At 54.2% G+C, this 15535-nt stretch carries 11 protein-coding genes; 4 read left to right on the top strand and 7 right to left on the bottom strand.

The genetic code is table 11. The features are described from left to right. The first annotated feature begins 42 nt into the window (after positions 1-42). Positions 43-924 (top strand): AraC family transcriptional regulator, encoded by an 882-nt coding sequence (locus D3H35_RS20740; protein WP_119151046.1) that lies wholly within the window; start codon positions 43-45, stop codon positions 922-924. Between the two features lie 560 nt (positions 925-1484). On the opposite strand, the gene D3H35_RS20735 is transcribed toward D3H35_RS20740, so the two are convergent. Both D3H35_RS20735 and D3H35_RS30390 read right to left on the bottom strand, forming a co-directional pair. After that, the gene (locus D3H35_RS20735) at positions 1485-3254 is read right to left on the bottom strand and encodes a methyl-accepting chemotaxis protein (protein WP_119151045.1); all 1770 of its coding nucleotides are present in this window, start codon (positions 3252-3254) and stop codon (positions 1485-1487) included. Between the two features lie 152 nt (positions 3255-3406). Next, positions 3407-3724 carry a hypothetical protein gene (locus D3H35_RS30390; protein WP_147355906.1) on the bottom strand — a complete coding sequence of 106 codons (318 nt, stop codon included), beginning with the start codon at positions 3722-3724 and terminating at the stop codon, positions 3407-3409. A gap of 503 nt (positions 3725-4227) precedes the next feature. Here D3H35_RS30390 and D3H35_RS20730 point away from each other — a divergent pair. The 3 genes from D3H35_RS20730 (at position 4228) to tatA (ending at position 6570) form a co-directional block, all read left to right on the top strand. Further along, a complete protein-coding gene (locus tag D3H35_RS20730; RefSeq protein ID WP_199728578.1) occupies positions 4228-5145 on the top strand; it encodes a multicopper oxidase domain-containing protein in 918 nt (305 codons plus the stop codon). Between the two features lie 85 nt (positions 5146-5230). Beyond that, positions 5231-6352, top strand: coding sequence for a ZIP family metal transporter (locus tag D3H35_RS20725; RefSeq protein WP_233568025.1), 1122 nt, complete (start codon positions 5231-5233; stop codon positions 6350-6352). A gap of 26 nt (positions 6353-6378) precedes the next feature. Further along, complete coding sequence (tatA, locus tag D3H35_RS20720) at positions 6379-6570, top strand: twin-arginine translocase TatA/TatE family subunit (RefSeq protein WP_119151042.1); 192 nt, start codon at positions 6379-6381, stop codon at positions 6568-6570. A 59-nt stretch (positions 6571-6629) separates the two neighbouring features. Here the strand turns inward: tatA and D3H35_RS20715 are convergent, their stop codons facing one another. The 5 genes from D3H35_RS20715 to D3H35_RS20695 form a co-directional block, all read right to left on the bottom strand. Beyond that, positions 6630-7622, bottom strand: coding sequence for an aldose 1-epimerase (locus tag D3H35_RS20715; protein ID WP_119151041.1), 993 nt, complete (start codon positions 7620-7622; stop codon positions 6630-6632). A gap of 86 nt (positions 7623-7708) precedes the next feature. Further along, entirely contained in the window at positions 7709-8455 is a 747-nt protein-coding gene (locus D3H35_RS20710) for a CBS domain-containing protein (protein ID WP_158594208.1), read from the bottom strand. Positions 8456-8494: 39 nt separating this feature from the next. Next, positions 8495-10204, bottom strand: a complete 1710-nt coding sequence (locus tag D3H35_RS20705) for a hypothetical protein (RefSeq protein ID WP_119151039.1) — start codon at positions 10202-10204, stop codon at positions 8495-8497. Between the two features lie 2 nt (positions 10205-10206). Further along, positions 10207-14481 carry a DUF4062 domain-containing protein gene (locus tag D3H35_RS20700; RefSeq protein ID WP_119151038.1) on the bottom strand — a complete coding sequence of 1425 codons (4275 nt, stop codon included), beginning with the start codon at positions 14479-14481 and terminating at the stop codon, positions 10207-10209. Next, positions 14478-15392: a single-stranded DNA-binding protein gene (locus D3H35_RS20695; protein ID WP_119151037.1), complete on the bottom strand. Its 915-nt coding sequence runs from the start codon at positions 15390-15392 to the stop codon at positions 14478-14480. The genes D3H35_RS20700 and D3H35_RS20695 overlap by 4 nt, the downstream gene beginning before the upstream one ends. Positions 15393-15535 lie beyond the last annotated feature (143 nt).

The raw sequence follows: 15535 nt of genomic DNA, 5'->3' as shown, positions 1-15535 counted from the left end.
TATTTTGAGAATAGGCACCCCAGATCGGAGGTAAGCGTTGTCATGAATCCCATTCGCAAGCAGTTTCGTTCCGACATCGCCTTCCCTTTCGACGTTGCATACAAAAACACAAAGAGCTCACTGAGCGAGCTCCCCGATCATCTTCACGATAGATTCGAACTTGTGTATGTGTACAGCGGAAAAGGGACTTTCTTCATCGATCATACGTTATACGATATGTCCGAAGGAGATTGGTTTCTTCTCCCCGGCAATACGATCCATCGCGCTTTGCCGAACGCCGCGAATCCGGTTACGTCTACCGCCGTTTTTTTCAGCTCGTTGTTAATCCGGCAGTCCTCGATCGGCGAACCTTTCGGATTGCTGCGCTGCTACGAATGGGCCCGCAAATCGAAGACGTACAAGCTGAGGCTGTCCGCCTCGGACGAATCGATGGCGGCCGCCTGTCTGGATGCGTTGCAGGAGGAATTGACGAATCGGCAGCCGGGCTACCGGCATTCCGCGCTTCTTCAGCTTGAGCTCGTCCTTCTCCGGCTGAGCCGAGCTTTATACACTACCGCCGATCATTCGTCCGAAGCGTCCATCGGACCGGATTGGATCAATACGGCGCTGCAGCACATCGACGAAAATCCCGATTCGGACCTGGGATTAACCTCGTTGTCGCGGTTGACATCGGTGAGCGCTGCGCACTTTTCCCGCGTCTTCAAGCAATGGACCGGCATGAACGTGACCGATTACGTCAACGCAAAGAGGATGATTCGCGCAAGCGAGCTGCTGCTCTCCACGGATCAAAGCGTCGCCGAGATCGCCTCCTTATGCGGCTTCGAAAGCTTGCCGCATTTTCACCGCCTGTTCAAAAAGCTCATCGGGCGCACTCCGGCGGCTTACCGGCGAGGCAACCGAATGAATGCGACGGATTCCGTATAAGCTTATTCCACGCGGGCTGGAATTGTGGCGCTTTGAGTCACATCTCGGGCGGTGTGCGGGCGGGGCGGCGGAGTTGTAGCGCTTTCAGTCACATCTCAGGCGGTATGGCGGACGGCCCAGCGGAATTGTGGTGCTTTGGGTCACATCTCGGGCGGTATGCTAGCGTTCCGGCGGACTTGTGGCGCTTTCAGTCACATCTCGGGCGGTATGGTGGACAGCGCAGCGGAATTGTGGCGCTTTGAGTCACTCTCAGGTGGTATGGCGGACAGCGCAGCGGAGTTGTGGCGCTTTGAGTCACATCTCAGACGATATGCGGGCGGGGCGGCGGAATTGTCGCGCTTCGGGTCACATCTCGGGCGGTATAGCGGACAGCGCAGCGGAATTGTAGCGCTTTGAGTCACATCTCAGGCGGTATAGCGGACAGCGCAGCGGAGTTGTGGCGCTTTCAGTCACATCTCAGGCGGTGTGCGGGCGATTCGGCGGAATTTAGCGTTTTGAGTCCTTCCAGCTAAAAAAGCCGCACGAATGCGGCTTTTTCTCATACTTCTATACGCAAGCAATCATAGTTTGAATTTGTTCGCCTGCCGCTTCATATCGTCCGACATCGTCCGCAGCCTTCCTGCCGACTCCTCGATCTCCTCCAAGGAAGCCAACTGCTCCTCCGTTGCGCCCGATATGGTCTGCGCCGCTTCAGCCGTCGTTGACGATACCCGCTCCATTTGCTGGAGAGCCGCCGCAATTTCCTGAGAGCTGGCGGACATCTCTTCGGCGGCAGCCGAAGCTTCCTCCACCTGAGCCGCTACGCTTCGCGTCGCCTGCAAAATACGGGCAAACGCCTCTCCCGTCTCCTGAATCGACGCTACTCCGGTCTGCACTTCGCGCTCGCTTTTGCGCATCGATTCGATCGCGTAACCGATCTCGCCCCTGATCGCTTCGGTCAATCCGGACACTTTGGCCGCCGATTCGTTGGACCTTTCGGCGAGCTTGCGTATTTCGCCCGCCACGACGGCGAAGCCCTTGCCATGCTCGCCCGCTCGGGCAGCCTCGATCGATGCGTTCAGCGCGAGCAAGTTCGTCTGGCCGGCCAGCTCCGATATGGCCCCAGCAATTTCCCCGATCTGCTCGGACCTGTCTCCGAGCCGATGAACGACCGAGCTAAGGTCGACTACCGTACCGCTCACATCGTTCATCTGCTCCGAAGAGCGTACGATCAAGATATGTCCCTTCTCCGCCTCTGCCAACGTCCGCGAGGACGCATCGAACGCAGTCACGGAGGAAGCGGCGATTTTCTGAATGCCTATCGTCATTTCTTCCATCGCTCTGGACGTTTCCTCAATGCTGTGCACCTGCGTCTCGTTATGGGCGGCGAGCTCCGTGATGGCACGGGTCGTCTCGTTCGCCGCGCCGACCGTCTCCGAGATGACGTCCGACAGATGCGCCGACGACGATGCAAGAGAACCAGCGCTTAACGATTGATTGCCTGCCAGCTCCCGGAGATTGTTTTGGAGATGCTGGAAAGCGACCGCCAGCGTGCCGATTTCGTCCTGCCGCTTCGGAACGTAAGCTTCTCCCGTCAGATCGCCCGATGCGATCCGCTCCGCCTGGCCCGCCATCCGAATAAGCGGCCGCGAAATGTGCTGCGCGAACAGCGTCAATAGAATAGCGCCGCCCGCCAAACAAATTCCAAGCGTTAGGAAAATAACATTCACGATATGTCGTTGTCCGGAATTGTAATCCTTCATGTACGATCCGGCCGCGATGGTCCACCCCCAAGCATCGGCTCGTTCCGCATACGCGACCTTCTCCGCCTCCTTGTCGGAATTCGGCAACGGCCAATCGTAATAGGTGAATCCGCCGCCCTCCTGCGCCTTTTTGAGCAAATCTTGAATATAATAAGTGCCGTCCGACGTCTTTTTGTCCCAAATATTTTGGCCTTCCAGCAACGGGTGCGCCAGCAGCAGCCCTTTATCGTCCAGAATGAAAAAGTAACCGTTATCGCCAAGATCGAAATTCCGATTGATCGGGCGCGTATTATCCGTTAGCCTCTCTCCGAGCAAGCTGCTTTTAAACCGTTCTTGAGCCGCCTCCTTCGTCATCAATCCATCCTGAACGGCCTTATCCAGAACGCCGAGCATTTCGCTTGCCAGTCTCACATTGTTTTTCAACCCGTTCTCGATTAAAGCGGTCGTCTCCTCATCGGTTACCTGGTAAGTCGCGAGCCCTAAAGCCGCAATAGGCACAATCAGAAGAAAAGAACAAACAAAGAGCAGCTTTTTGCGTATCGTCAGCATTCTTTTTCCTGCAGCAAAGGTATTCGTCATGGTTCTCATGTCCTCCACTCCGTTGTCGAATCGCTAGGTTTATGGCAATTGGATGATGCTTAAGAGCTAGTTTACCAAACATTAGCATCCCCGACGGACTCGCTTTAGGACGATTATGTGACAGCTTGGATTTTAATAGGCGAAAAATAAACAGATACCCCTTAATCTTCCATAATATTTTCCATTTTCACGTTCTCTTCCAAAAAACGTTGCGAATGTGTAACTTTTTTCGGCGAGGTTTTTGGCTGAGTCGTAATAGAGTGATTTTTTCGTCTTATCTGCACGTTGCGATACGAATGGGGAGGAATAAGACGAGTCTTTGTCGTTATTTTTCTTGACCCTACCGTTTTGAAGGAAACGATGGCGTAATAAGACGATTTTGTCGTCTTGTCCCCTGATCTTGGGTGCGCTGCAAAAGGAATAGAGTGATTTTTTCGTGCTATTACTTTTTGCTCTGCGGTCAGACGGCGGGGGGCCATCACCCGCTCCTTCGAACGGCTGCTGCGAAATTCGGTGACCGCCGCTCGGCATTCTCCCGGCGACTCTGCAGATCGCAGCCGCTCTCGGCTACTCTCCCGCATACTGCAACAAGCAGTTTAAGCAAACATACGGAATGCCCCGCATCCCTATTTGTCCGATCTGACGATTCGCGAAGCCAAGCTGCTTCTCATGGGCCGCTTCGGCATACGCGAAAAAAATAGGTTTACAAATTCATGTAAACCGCATATATTTGTGTTAAAGTTTTTGCGTTAGTGCAACATTTTGTCCCAAGGAAAAGTTATATTTTTTTTGCATTTAAGTTGCGCAAGGGAAATTTATTTTCCCCGGTCTAACAACGAAAGGTGGGATACGCTTGGCGTTCAATGTAAATCGCCCCGTTTCCAGACGGGAAGCGTTAAAATGGGGAGCCGCCGGCGCATTGGGAATTATCGGCGGGACCTTGCTAAGTCCGGGCTCATGGTTTGGAAAAACGGTCAAAGCCATGGATAAGCATGAAGTGCACTCCGCACTCCAGCACCAGAGGCATCAGACGATGGCACACGGCTACGATCCCGGGACGGAACGCACGGCAGGGCTCGACGCCGCCGTCAAATCGTTGACCCAATTCGACTACGGGACGAAAAGCGTTCGGGCGGACGGCCGAACGGTTAGGGAGTATGAACTCGTAGCTGCGGATTCGACGGTCGAAATCGCCAAAGGCATAACGTTTCCGGGATGGACGTTCAACGGAACGATTCCGGGCCCGACCATTCGCTGCACGGAGGGCGACATTGTTCGGATCAAGTTCTGGAACGGCTCCTCGCACCCACACTCCATCCATTTTCACGGTATCCACCCGACGACGATGGACGGAATCGAGCCGGTTCCCTCCGGAACGGAATTCGTCTACGAATTCGAAGCGAAACCGGCCGGCATGCATTTGTATCACTGCCATATTCCGCCGCTTTCCAAGCATATTCACAAGGGACTGTACGGCAATTTCATTATCGACCCGGTCAAGCCCAGAAAGCCCGCTCGCGAGCTCAACATGGTCATGAACGGCTTCGACCTGGATCTTGACGGAGAGAATGAAATCTATACCGTCAACGGGTATGCATTCGCTTTTCAGGCTTGGCCGATCGAGGTCAAAGTCGGAGAGCTGGTTCGGGTTTATTTGAGCAATTTTACGGAATTCGACCTTATTAATTCCTTCCACCTCCACGCCAATTTCTTTCACTACTACGAAGTGGGCGCGGATCCGGAAGCCCGGCCGCTCTATACCGATACGATCATGCAGTGCCAAGGGCAGCGCGGCATTCTGGAGATCGTGTTCCCGGAGCCCGGCAAATATATGTTCCACGCCCACCAGAGCGAATTCGCGGAGCTCGGTTGGATGGGCTTCTTTGAGGCCAAAGCGTGAGGGAGGAAATCGCCTTGAATGGAGACGCTGCTGCCGTAAAACGTCGGACCTCAAAGGTCGTTTGGGTGTGGGGAGCTATCCCCTCTTGCTGCTCGTATTAATCATCTATTTGATCTCCAGCCTGGGAACGGGAATTAAAGACGAGCCCGTTGCGCCAATCGAAGCTTTGAACGTGCAAAAAATCGTTTTGACCGACGAAGGCTTTACGTTAAAAGTGCTTAATTCTGGACCGGACGAAGCGACTATTTCGCAGGTGCTGGTTAACGATGCTTTCTGGAACGTCGAATTTCATCCGAGCGCGACGATCGGTCGTCTGGCCCAGACGGAAATCTTCATCCCTTACGGCTGGGTCGAAGGGGACCCGTATGAGATCAAGCTCATTACGGCCAACGGCTTGATTTTCTCGGGAGAAGTCGCCGTCGCCGCCAAGACGCCCGTACCCGACGGCAATCGGGTAGCTCAATACGCGCTTATCGGCTTCTATGTGGGAGTCATTCCGGTCGGATTGGGATTGCTGTGGTTTCCGTTTTTGCGCAGGTTTTCGGATAGGGGAATGCAGGCGGTTCTGGCGCTTACGGTCGGGTTGCTGTTCTTTCTAGTTATCGACACCTTCGAGGAAGGCCTCGAATTGGGCGCCGAAGCTCCAGGAGTGTTTCAAGGAACCGGGCTCGTATGGTTCGGCGCGCTTTTAAGCTTTTTGTTCCTGCTCGCCCTCGACCAAGCGAATGAACGCAAAGGCTCCGCAAGCGGCAAAAAAATCGCATACAAAATCGCGGGAGGCATCGGCTTGCACAACCTCGGCGAAGGGCTTGCCATCGGCGCGGCTTTCGCCAGCGGAGAAGCGGCGCTCGGAACGTTCCTGATCATCGGATTCACGCTTCATAACATTACCGAAGGGATCGGGATCGCCTCTCCTCTTCTGAAGGAACGTCCGACCTGGAGAACGTTTCTCGCGCTGGCCGCACTTGGAGGCGGACCGGCCATTGTGGGAACGTGGATCGGCGGATTCGTGTTTAACGATACGTTGGCGGCGCTGTTCTTCGGCATAGGTGCGGGAGCTATTCTGCAGGTTATCTATGTCATTGGCAAAATGATCGTTCGCGAGGCCGGCAAAAACGGCCGGCCGGCCGTCTCTTGGACCAATTTCGCCAGTCTGACGCTTGGCATCGCTCTTATGTACGCAACCGCTCTGTTCGTCAGCATTTGATTCCTTTATGAAGGGAGGCATTCGCTATGCCCTTAAACCTCGGTTGGACGGGAATATTGCTTCTTGCCTTGATCGCCCTGCTGTTCTTCGGCCCATCCAAGCTGCCCCAGCTCGGCAGAGCCGTCGGCTCGACGCTGCGCGAATTCAGATCGGGAACGAAGGAATTGATCCAGAGCGACGATCCGGCGGCTCAGCCCAAGTCGGAATCGCGCGAGTAAAAGGAAGAGAGCGCCTTCCCGCAATTGCGAGAATGGCGCTCTTCCTTTTTCCGTCCGTTCTATTCGACGTAATAACGGCTAACGCTCGACCACCGCTCACCCGGCTCCAGCCGGACCAATCCGGTCCGTTCCGGCGGAAGATCGACGTTCGGCGCATTAACCATCCCCGTCTGCGGCTCCGGACAGATGAAGCTCGTGCTGCCCTTGCCGTTGAACACCATCCAATGCTTGTACTCCCGTCCGGCATCGTATACGAATCGAACGTCCGCCTTGCGATCGAACAGGAAAGCTGCATTGCGGCCGTTCTCGGCAGAGTCGGCGGTATAATGATTGTCGAGCAGCGTGTAAAAAGGGTTGCCCCCTTCCCGCAGCTTCGTTTCTCCTTCGTCGAGAGGAAACAGCCGGCCGGTCGGAAGCTGACGCTCGTTAAGCTCCCAGCGTTCGCCGATGGCGATTCCGATCACAACGTCTTCAACTGAGCTTCCCGTAGCGAACGGAACGTTCAACGTCGTATGAAAGCCGAGCATGAAAGGCAGCGCATTCGAGCCTTCGTTCACAGCCTCGAATGCTTGCGTCAGTCCGTTGGAGGACAAGGTGTACGTCTGGGTAAGCGTAACCCGATGCGGGAAAAATTCGAAAGCCGGATGACTTTCGTCCAACCGGCAGCGAACCGTTACGAAGCTCTCCCGCTCCGTACTGCCGAAGCCGACGACCTCCCAAGGGGTTTCATAGACGAATCCGTGCAGATGATTGCCCGTTTCGGGCTCGTTCACCGGAAGCCGATACGTTCTCCCGTCGAATTCGAACGTTCCCGCGTCGTAGCGGTTCGGCGGGAACAGTACGGGAATGCCGTGCAGCACCGGAAAACGAACGAACTCCTTCCACTGCGCCCCTTCTGGCTCGCGTATAAAGCGATAGCCTCGCTCTTCGTCACGGAACGATATGAGATTGCCGCCGATTCCCGGCAGCATAATGGCCGAATAGACACCGTATTTTAGAAATATCGCCGTTTCGTTCTCGTACTTGCCTTCTGTCGCTTCATGATGTCCCATTGTCAGTCCTCCGATGGTGCTTCTGATTGGTCTCCGATGCTATCGAGTATATAAGTCCGGCAATTGACCGTCAACTCGTCCCGCTGTCATGAGCTCCAAGCGTCCACTTTCACCAAATCCCAGGAAGTGATAATGCCGAGCGCCTGCTCCTCCGAATGACCGGTATCCGTTATGATTACAGCCTCGATTTTTTCCCGTTCCCTCAATCTCTCTTCGAACAAATCTTCCACTTCAAGCACATTCGTCCTGCTGGATACGAATACGACGTTATGCGGCGATTCGAACGGAAGCGTATGGTCGATCAGCACCGGGCCAAAATCGACGATAGGCGACAGCCTAAGCTGAGCGGCAATCCACTTGCTGATTCCGTCCTCCGTAATTAAGCCGACGAACGAAGTCCCTTGGTAAACCGGATAGCTTGTAAAAGAGTGCCGTTCGATCGTGGCGAGCACTTCGCTAAGGGGCGTTCCGGCTTGAAAAGCGACCACCGGTCTTGCGGCTATCGTCAACACGTTCTTAGGCCGGGCCAATTGTTCGGAGATCGCTTCGATCTGGGCGACTACCTGCTTGTGAGGGACGGCTATGTAGTGATCCTGGCCGAAGTATTCGTGCACGAGAGCGTTGCGCAGCTTCGCATATTGCCTCAGATTTTCCCGGTTTGCCCGGACGTGCGAATATCGGTCGCTCACCTTGTAGAGCAGAGAGGTGAACGAGTCGTCCCTTTCGTTCGGAGCCAGCTTGCGCAGCTGGGCATGAATTCGATTGAAGGCGACCTCGAACCGGTCAGCTCTTTCGACTTCCTCGCCGCTTAGATAACGTATTTGTTGCGACAAAACCGTCATTCCCCTTTCCCTGTTGCCGATTCTTGATGTCTAGAAGCCCGTCGGCAGATGGATATCGCGCTCCCGGTTCATGTACACCCATGAGCCGTTCTCGTCCAATACCTCTTGACCGAGCTTCAGAATGACTTTTCGTGCCGATTCCGGTTTTTCCGCATTCAAGTATTCGTTCGTTTTTTTGAGGCCGTATTCGAACAGCGTCGCCATTCTGGAATGCTCGGCCACGATGTAGCTGTACGACTGCTGCTGGCTGTAATTGTTGTAAGCGATCGAATAAGCGACCAGCGATGCCGCCGGTATGAGCAGCCAAGAGGCGACGCCGGTCATTTGAAACCAATCGAAAAACAAATTACCCGCGTAAATCGAGAAAATCAGAAGTACTCCCGACACGAACAGCAAGCGAAAACGGGCTGCCGACTTCATTCCCTTCTCTTGGTTGTTGCGGGCGGAATCCACAAAATACATATACTGCTTCCCGATCCAATTGTCCTTCACCCATTGCAGATGATCGTATTTCGGTACCCGATGCGCTTGATTCAAATAATGCTGAGAGCGGATGACGCTGCAAATCCACTCCACCTCACTGCGCTGCTGGGACAAATAAAAGTCGGATACATCCTTCTCGATACCGCTCAACGACCAATAAAATTGAATCCTTAACCCTTCGGCCAGCGCGCGGTAATCGAGAAACTTGCGATGCAGCTCCAGCTTCCGGCCTCTTCTGTACTGGTAGTAAGCCGCGCCAAGCAAGACGGCGTATCCGGCCACAAGAAACGGATACATGCTCATGAATTCGTAGAAGCAGACGAGCAGAACCGCAAGCGTCAGCAAGTTGCGAAATAAGGCCATTCTTTGCTTTTTGAGCCGGATCGCGAATTCGTTGCATCTCTCGTACAGCTTCGCGATCCGCTGCAGCGGTCCCGGAGCGGTTCGGCTTCTCCAGCCCAGCGTATCGTCGCTCGGATCGGTCCGCGTGCGCTTGTTCTCTTCGCGGCGTACATCTTCATTGAACTGCTCGATATGCTGCAAAATTCGGCCGAAAACCTCTTGACCCGTCTCGAACGGAAAATTCGTCGGGTAAATCGGCTCGTCCACCGTCAACGGCTTCAAAATATTCGGATTCGATTGCCGGGGCGTACGGATGCGAATGACGATGCCGCTCGTGACCGGGTCGAGCAGCTTGTTGCTGTCGGTCAATTCGGATTCGATGCCGTCCCGCATGCTGCGAATCGTATAGGACGTTCCCGCCTTGAGCGACGATTTTTCGATGCCGTCCCATAGAGCGATCAGGATGTGACAATATTTGGTTATATGGTCCGATACCTTCGAATAGTAAGTCTCCCTATTCTCGATCACCTGCTCGATCCCTTCCACCGCGGGAATGACGTAATGATGGTCGGCTATTTCCAGCAGATCGTGAAACCTGTCAACCGATTTTTCGTCCGGAAAATGCTTCAAATATTCCAGCTTCGGCATAGGAAGCGGAACGTAAAGCTGAATTTGCAGCCCTTCCATATCGCGAAGCTGGAGCGCAGCCTCCGCCGCTACTTGATCGGCTCCCGCAGCGAGAGGCGACAGTAGAATCATCGGAGTGTTCGGATATTGCCGCGCATAAGATAAGAGTGTTTCTTTAACAAGCTGGCGCAATTTAGGAATTTGCTCTTCAATCAAATCGATATGACCGGTTACTCCGACAAGAATCGGAGCAAGCGTCTGATTTCCCTCGCTCCAGCGGTCTGTCACCGTTAGACCTCCTTAAGCTTGGCGGCGCTTACCTTCACGGTATGCGGCCGCATATCTTGGCTGAAGCTCAGCACGAATGCCGGCGGTACGAAATGAACGATATATTCCCCTTCGATAAGGCTCCAATGCTCGTATTTTCGCAGCAGCCATCGGTAAAACAACGGCATAACCGTACCGTACAAAAGCTCTTCGTCGTCGGCGGCCAGATAGAAGCTTCGATTGCCGTCGAAGCCGTGCGCTTCTTCGAACAGAGCCAGCGCTTCCTCATCGCGCCGGCCGTGCCGATGCACGTACAGCCAGCTCTTCCCGCCTTCGATCTCGATAGGAACGAGTCCTCGCGGAGAACCGGCCGAGCCGCCTACACGCGCGAGGCTGTCGAACAATTCCGCTTCGAAGAAAGCCTGCTCCATTCCGAACGGACTTCCTTGCAGTCCATCCAGCTCGGCAGGAACGGGAGCTTGACCGAACGCCATCTCGTAATAAGCCGCGCCTTTTTCCGATAGTCGGTAGATGTTGCATTTGCGCGAATCGTAAATGATCCGTTCACGGACGACGAAGCCTATCGCATGGAGTCGGGTCATGATTTTTTGGCTGATCGGCAACGGCTGAGACAAATCGAACAAATGTCGCTCCCTGGACGCCCCCGCTCCGCCGATCTTCGCTAGCATCGCCAGCTCCGGCTCGGTCAGCGTAGCGCCTTCGGAAGCCGGGGCCGCTTCGTTCGCCGATTTTTCCGCGCTCTCTCCCGCCGTAAATTCGGTCGTCCACTTTTGCCGTTTTTTCTCTCCCTTGAGCTTCTCCTCTTCCCTGCCGAACTGCTCCGCGGCCAGAATATATCTCTCCATCGTCTGAAGCGCATTCGTACGATCGCCCAGATGGCGGTAGGTTTCGGCCTGAAGGTCGATGGAGAAGAGGATGCCCCCTTCGTTAGCGATGTCGCGGGTTAAGCTCTCTTGCTCCTGCAAATCCTCAAGCGCCCGATGCAGCAGCTCTCTGTCCTTCTTGACGCTGTACAAGCCGATCCGCGCTCTAGCCATGCTGCCCAGCGCCGTCTGCTTATAGTGCGGAAGTTGGAACGGACGCAAAAGGGCAAGCTGCTCGCCGAACGCTTTCATAGCGCTGTCGAAGTCGGAAATCGACAAATAGACGTGGCCTTTGCCATGCAAGGAGCGCTGCAACCCCATCGTATAGCCGATATCGCGGCATATTCCTTCCTGCAGCTCCCTCTTCTTGATCGCTTCCTTCACATATTGGGTGCCGAAGCCCCGGTAAAGAACTTCCCCTTGCATGTCGTAAGCGTCCTGCAATTCCTCGAACAGCCCAAGCTCCTTGCAGATCGTCTCCTTATCCTTCAGAAGCGCCAGCGCTATGTTGGATTTCATCTGGTTGTAATGCGTGCCCTTCTTCTCTTTTTTGATTTTACCCGCGCCGTAAAATTCGACCCGCGCCTGAACGCCGCATATTAACTGCTCCACATGCCGGCTCCGAAACTCTCGATTCAAAGCCTTCTGGTGCTTCTCCGAATATTTCGCTTTGTTGAAATCGCCCAATTTGCAATAAATATCCGATTCGTAAGCAAGCGATACCATAAGACCGTACTGATTGCCGAATTGGTCGCAAATCTGCTTCCGCTCTTCCACGAGCGCTAACGCTTCTTCCAGCGCTCCGGGAATTCCGCAGGCCCCTTTCTCTTTGAGTAATAGCATCTGCTCGCCGAGACACTCTTGAAGCGCATCCTTGTTGCCTGCCGCGATGCATAGGCTGCGAAGCTCGGACAGCTGCTCGTCCGCCTCGTCAAGACGAAACCGCATTCGATTCAGCTTCGCCTGCTTGCTCAAGTAAAGGCGCCGCCCTTCGAAAGTCGGCATAGCCGCCAGCAGCCGCTCAAGCTCTCCGAGATGCTTCTCGGCGCCCGGGTATTGCCCCTTTTGAATGAGAATGTCCGCCATCAAGCCGTGTCCGGCCTGCAAGCCGTCGAGATGCCCGTTATCGCGGCAAAGCTCCAGCTGCGCGGCCACTTTGACCGCGGCCTTCTCGATCCGGCCCCGATTGCGAAGTATTTCCGCTTGGCGATACAGCGATTGCTGCAGCATACGGGTATTTCCCGTTTCCCGGTAGACGTTCTCCAGGAAAACGTTCAGCTTCAGCGCCGGGTCCGGAGAACGGGCCTCCATCCATTGAGCCAATAAGGAAATAAGCGTCAGCGGGTATGTCTCCGGCCGGTTGAACACATCGGAGTACATTTCGGTCAGCCGGATCGGGGTACCCGCCTTTTTCCATGACACTGTCTCGTTTTCGAGCGTCGTCAGATGGATTTTTACATCGTAAGGATCGTTCTTCCAGGCCGCCAGCAAAAAATCGTGATTTTTGTAAAGCTCCTTCAATCGCCCCCACTCTTTGAGCCGTATGAGCTGCCAAGGGAGCTCGTCCAGCTTGCGCTCCATATCCGTCGCGCGCGGATCGCTGTCGAAATAGCGGGCGATTTTTCGTCTGGCCGCAGCGGAAGCCGATTCGTTCAAATATCGGCGCTCGATCGCCTGCTTCATATAGGTGTGATAAATGCGCAGAGGCGCCGACCGGTTCGTCAAGTAAGGCTCGACGGCGACCATGAACGGGGACCAGAAGCTGCTGGACAGCTGCTCCCCCTCTTTCCCCAGCAAATCCCGCAGCTCTTGCTCCAACAGCCCCGAACGGGACACGCCGATAAGCGATAGAGCCTCCTTGACCAATTGACGGCCGGAACCGTCCCCGTATACGCGCTCGTATCTTGCCAAAATCTGATCGTACAAAAGATCGGGAGTCGGCGCTAACAGGTAATCCCCCAGCTGCTTGTCGAAAGAGCCTCGATCCCCGATCAAGCGGATCTCCTCCAACAGCGCGCGAAGATATAACGGGTTCTCGGTCTGCGGAGCCGCTACGATCTGTTCGATATGGCGAGGCTCCAGCTCTTTGCCGTATCGAACCGACAGAAACTGACCGAGAAGATGACGCTTGTCCTCTTCGCCGAGCAAGCCGACCTCCATCGACTCCCAGTCCTCAAGCTCCTCCGGTCCGCTTCGCGTTGAAGAAAGAACAAAACGAATATGCGAGCCCAGCTCGGTCGGAAGCCAGCTGAAAAATTCATGATCGTCGGCATCTTCGAACTGGTTAATGGCATCGATCATTACAATCGTTGTCTCCGTCTCCGGCACGGCGCGCAAGCATTGAAAAAAAGCGTCCCGAAGATCTTTGACATCGAGCGGCACCGGCACGTTCATATCGAATCGGGCATTCAGCTCGCCGATCAGTCGTTGAACGGTGCCTATGCAGCTTGCACTCGTTTTCGTCAGGCCGACGTAATGCTTTACGACATGAATGTCCGGCTCGGACGCCTCGACGCTCTTGATCCAGTGACTGAGCAAGGACGACTTGCCGGAGCCCGAAATACCGTGAACGAGCGCAGAGCGTCTTTGCGTAAGCACTCTATCGTTCAAGCCTTCAAAATAGTCCTTATTGCGGATATAGACGTCGCCGGTCGTGTTCATCGCATGAATCTCGTGCTCGTACCGTTCGCGTTCCGCCGCGTCGGCCGGTCGATCCTGCGGATACAATCGGTCGATCAGCTTCGTGAAATCCTCCAGAACCCATTGGCCCAATTGCCGGCTGTCAGCGAAGCCTTCGCGGCATTGCGCTCCGCTCGACCGAATATCTTGCTTCAATCCTTCTAACAGCGCTTTTCTTTCAGCGGCAAGGCTTTCGGCTTGGGCTTTCCCCAGAGTCAGCTCCTCGCGGGGCGAGATGCGCTCTTCGTACAAATGCCGCTTATCCTCTCTCGTCCTTGTAACGAACGACGGATCGCGGAAATAAAAGTAAGAGTGACTGCTTTCCTGCGGCCTCTGCAACGCGTGGCGAATTTCGATCTCGGTAATCGAACGCCCCAGGTAGGGCTCGATTTCCGGATAATCGCGAAGGAGCTCCTGCGGAATTTCGTGCCTGGAAATAGAACCGTAACGCTCCCCCAGCATTCCGATGAAAAAGGGCTGGCAATTGTCGATCTCCTTCAGGCAGAGCGGCAGAACGAGCCCTTTGTCGACCTGCTCCTCCCGGATGCCCCAACGAAGATCGACCTCGCTCCATACGACGCCGCGTTTGGCGCAAAGGCTGCGCAGCTCGGGGAACACCTTTTGCACCAATTCGTCCCGTTCCTCCGACATATCCAAGAACGTCGACGAGATAAACACGCGAATGCTTCTTACCGAGCGGGGCTGATGGTAGGTACTTGCGGCGAAATTAGTCATCGGGATGAATCTCCTTGGGCTAGAAGCTTGAAATCGGTCGCATTCACTTCCCGCGTAATGGCGGTCACTTGCTTTTCCTTTCCGTTCGTCGTTCTGACGTCTTTATCGTACTCCCGGCTTTGCAAATATCCTTTGAGCCAGACGATATCCCCTTTTTTCAGAGATTGATGGCTCTGCGCCAGTTGATTCCAGCACACCACATGTATAAAGCTCTGTACGCCATAAGCGTTCACGAATACCCGAAGGCTCAAGAAAGGGACCTTGCGCGGACCGTAAGCCGGATTGTAATAAAGAACCTGATCCACTTTTCCTTGCATATGCACACGGTTAAGATCGCCCTTCAGCGGATGAGGAGGCTGATCTTCATGTCTGTATTGCTGAATAACGACCTGGTAGTTGATATGGAATGTCGACTTCGTAACGGTGCGATGCTCGTTCAACGAATATACGCTCTTCATATCGGCTCCGCGTCTTTTGATCGATTGCGAGACATACATCGAATCGTCGGGGATCGCGGGCACCAGGCCTGCATTCAATAGCTTGTTCCAGTTAATAATGGACGTTTTGTTGTAAGTCGGGACTATGTCGGAGGGATATTCGCCGAACAGCTCATAGTAGTTTTCTACGGCTGCCTGATGGAGCGGCTCGACCTTGTAGCCCTTCTTGTCGTAGTTGTTGCTCTGAATGAAGCCTTCCAACCGGATTCGGTCGCCTATCTTGAATTGCTTATGAAATTGATCGTTGCCGAACAAGACAAGATCGAGCTGGTCGATTATTCCTTTGGGGCGGATCGTCTGGAAAGACATATTATAGATCGGAACCGTCGTCATCTTCGGCTGGATCGGGATGTGGAGCAAGGTTCCGGTTAATTCCACATGATTGATGAAGCTATTCTGCGGGTTCGCTTCCACTTGTCGGTCTCCTTATTCGAACGATTGGAAAAAGACGGATTTCACTGAATGAAGCACATCTTATTCGACAAAATAGGTCCGAATACCTCCCTTTTTTATTGCCGAAACCAAAAAAACCGGGAAATTATCCCGGATTTTGGAAA

This window comes from Cohnella faecalis, assembly GCF_003570905.1.
Classification (GTDB): domain Bacteria; phylum Bacillota; class Bacilli; order Paenibacillales; family Paenibacillaceae; genus Cohnella; species Cohnella faecalis.
The sequence above is the reverse complement of the archived record's forward strand: the minus strand, read 5'-3'. Positions and strand labels throughout refer to the sequence as shown.

Excerpts from the sequence above, each read along its gene's own strand:
- D3H35_RS20740 (WP_119151046.1), top strand. The coding sequence starts at position 43 with ATGAATCCCATTCGCAAGCAGTTTCGTTCCGACATCGCCTTCCCTTTC.
- D3H35_RS20735 (WP_119151045.1), bottom strand. The coding sequence starts at position 3,254 with ATGAGAACCATGACGAATACCTTTGCTGCAGGAAAAAGAATGCTGACG.
- D3H35_RS30390 (WP_147355906.1), bottom strand. The coding sequence starts at position 3,724 with ATGGCCCCCCGCCGTCTGACCGCAGAGCAAAAAGTAATAGCACGAAAA.
- D3H35_RS20730 (WP_199728578.1), top strand. The coding sequence starts at position 4,228 with ATGGATAAGCATGAAGTGCACTCCGCACTCCAGCACCAGAGGCATCAG.
- tatA (WP_119151042.1), top strand. The coding sequence starts at position 6,379 with ATGCCCTTAAACCTCGGTTGGACGGGAATATTGCTTCTTGCCTTGATC.
- D3H35_RS20715 (WP_119151041.1), bottom strand. The coding sequence starts at position 7,622 with ATGGGACATCATGAAGCGACAGAAGGCAAGTACGAGAACGAAACGGCG.
- D3H35_RS20700 (WP_119151038.1), bottom strand. The coding sequence starts at position 14,481 with ATGACTAATTTCGCCGCAAGTACCTACCATCAGCCCCGCTCGGTAAGA.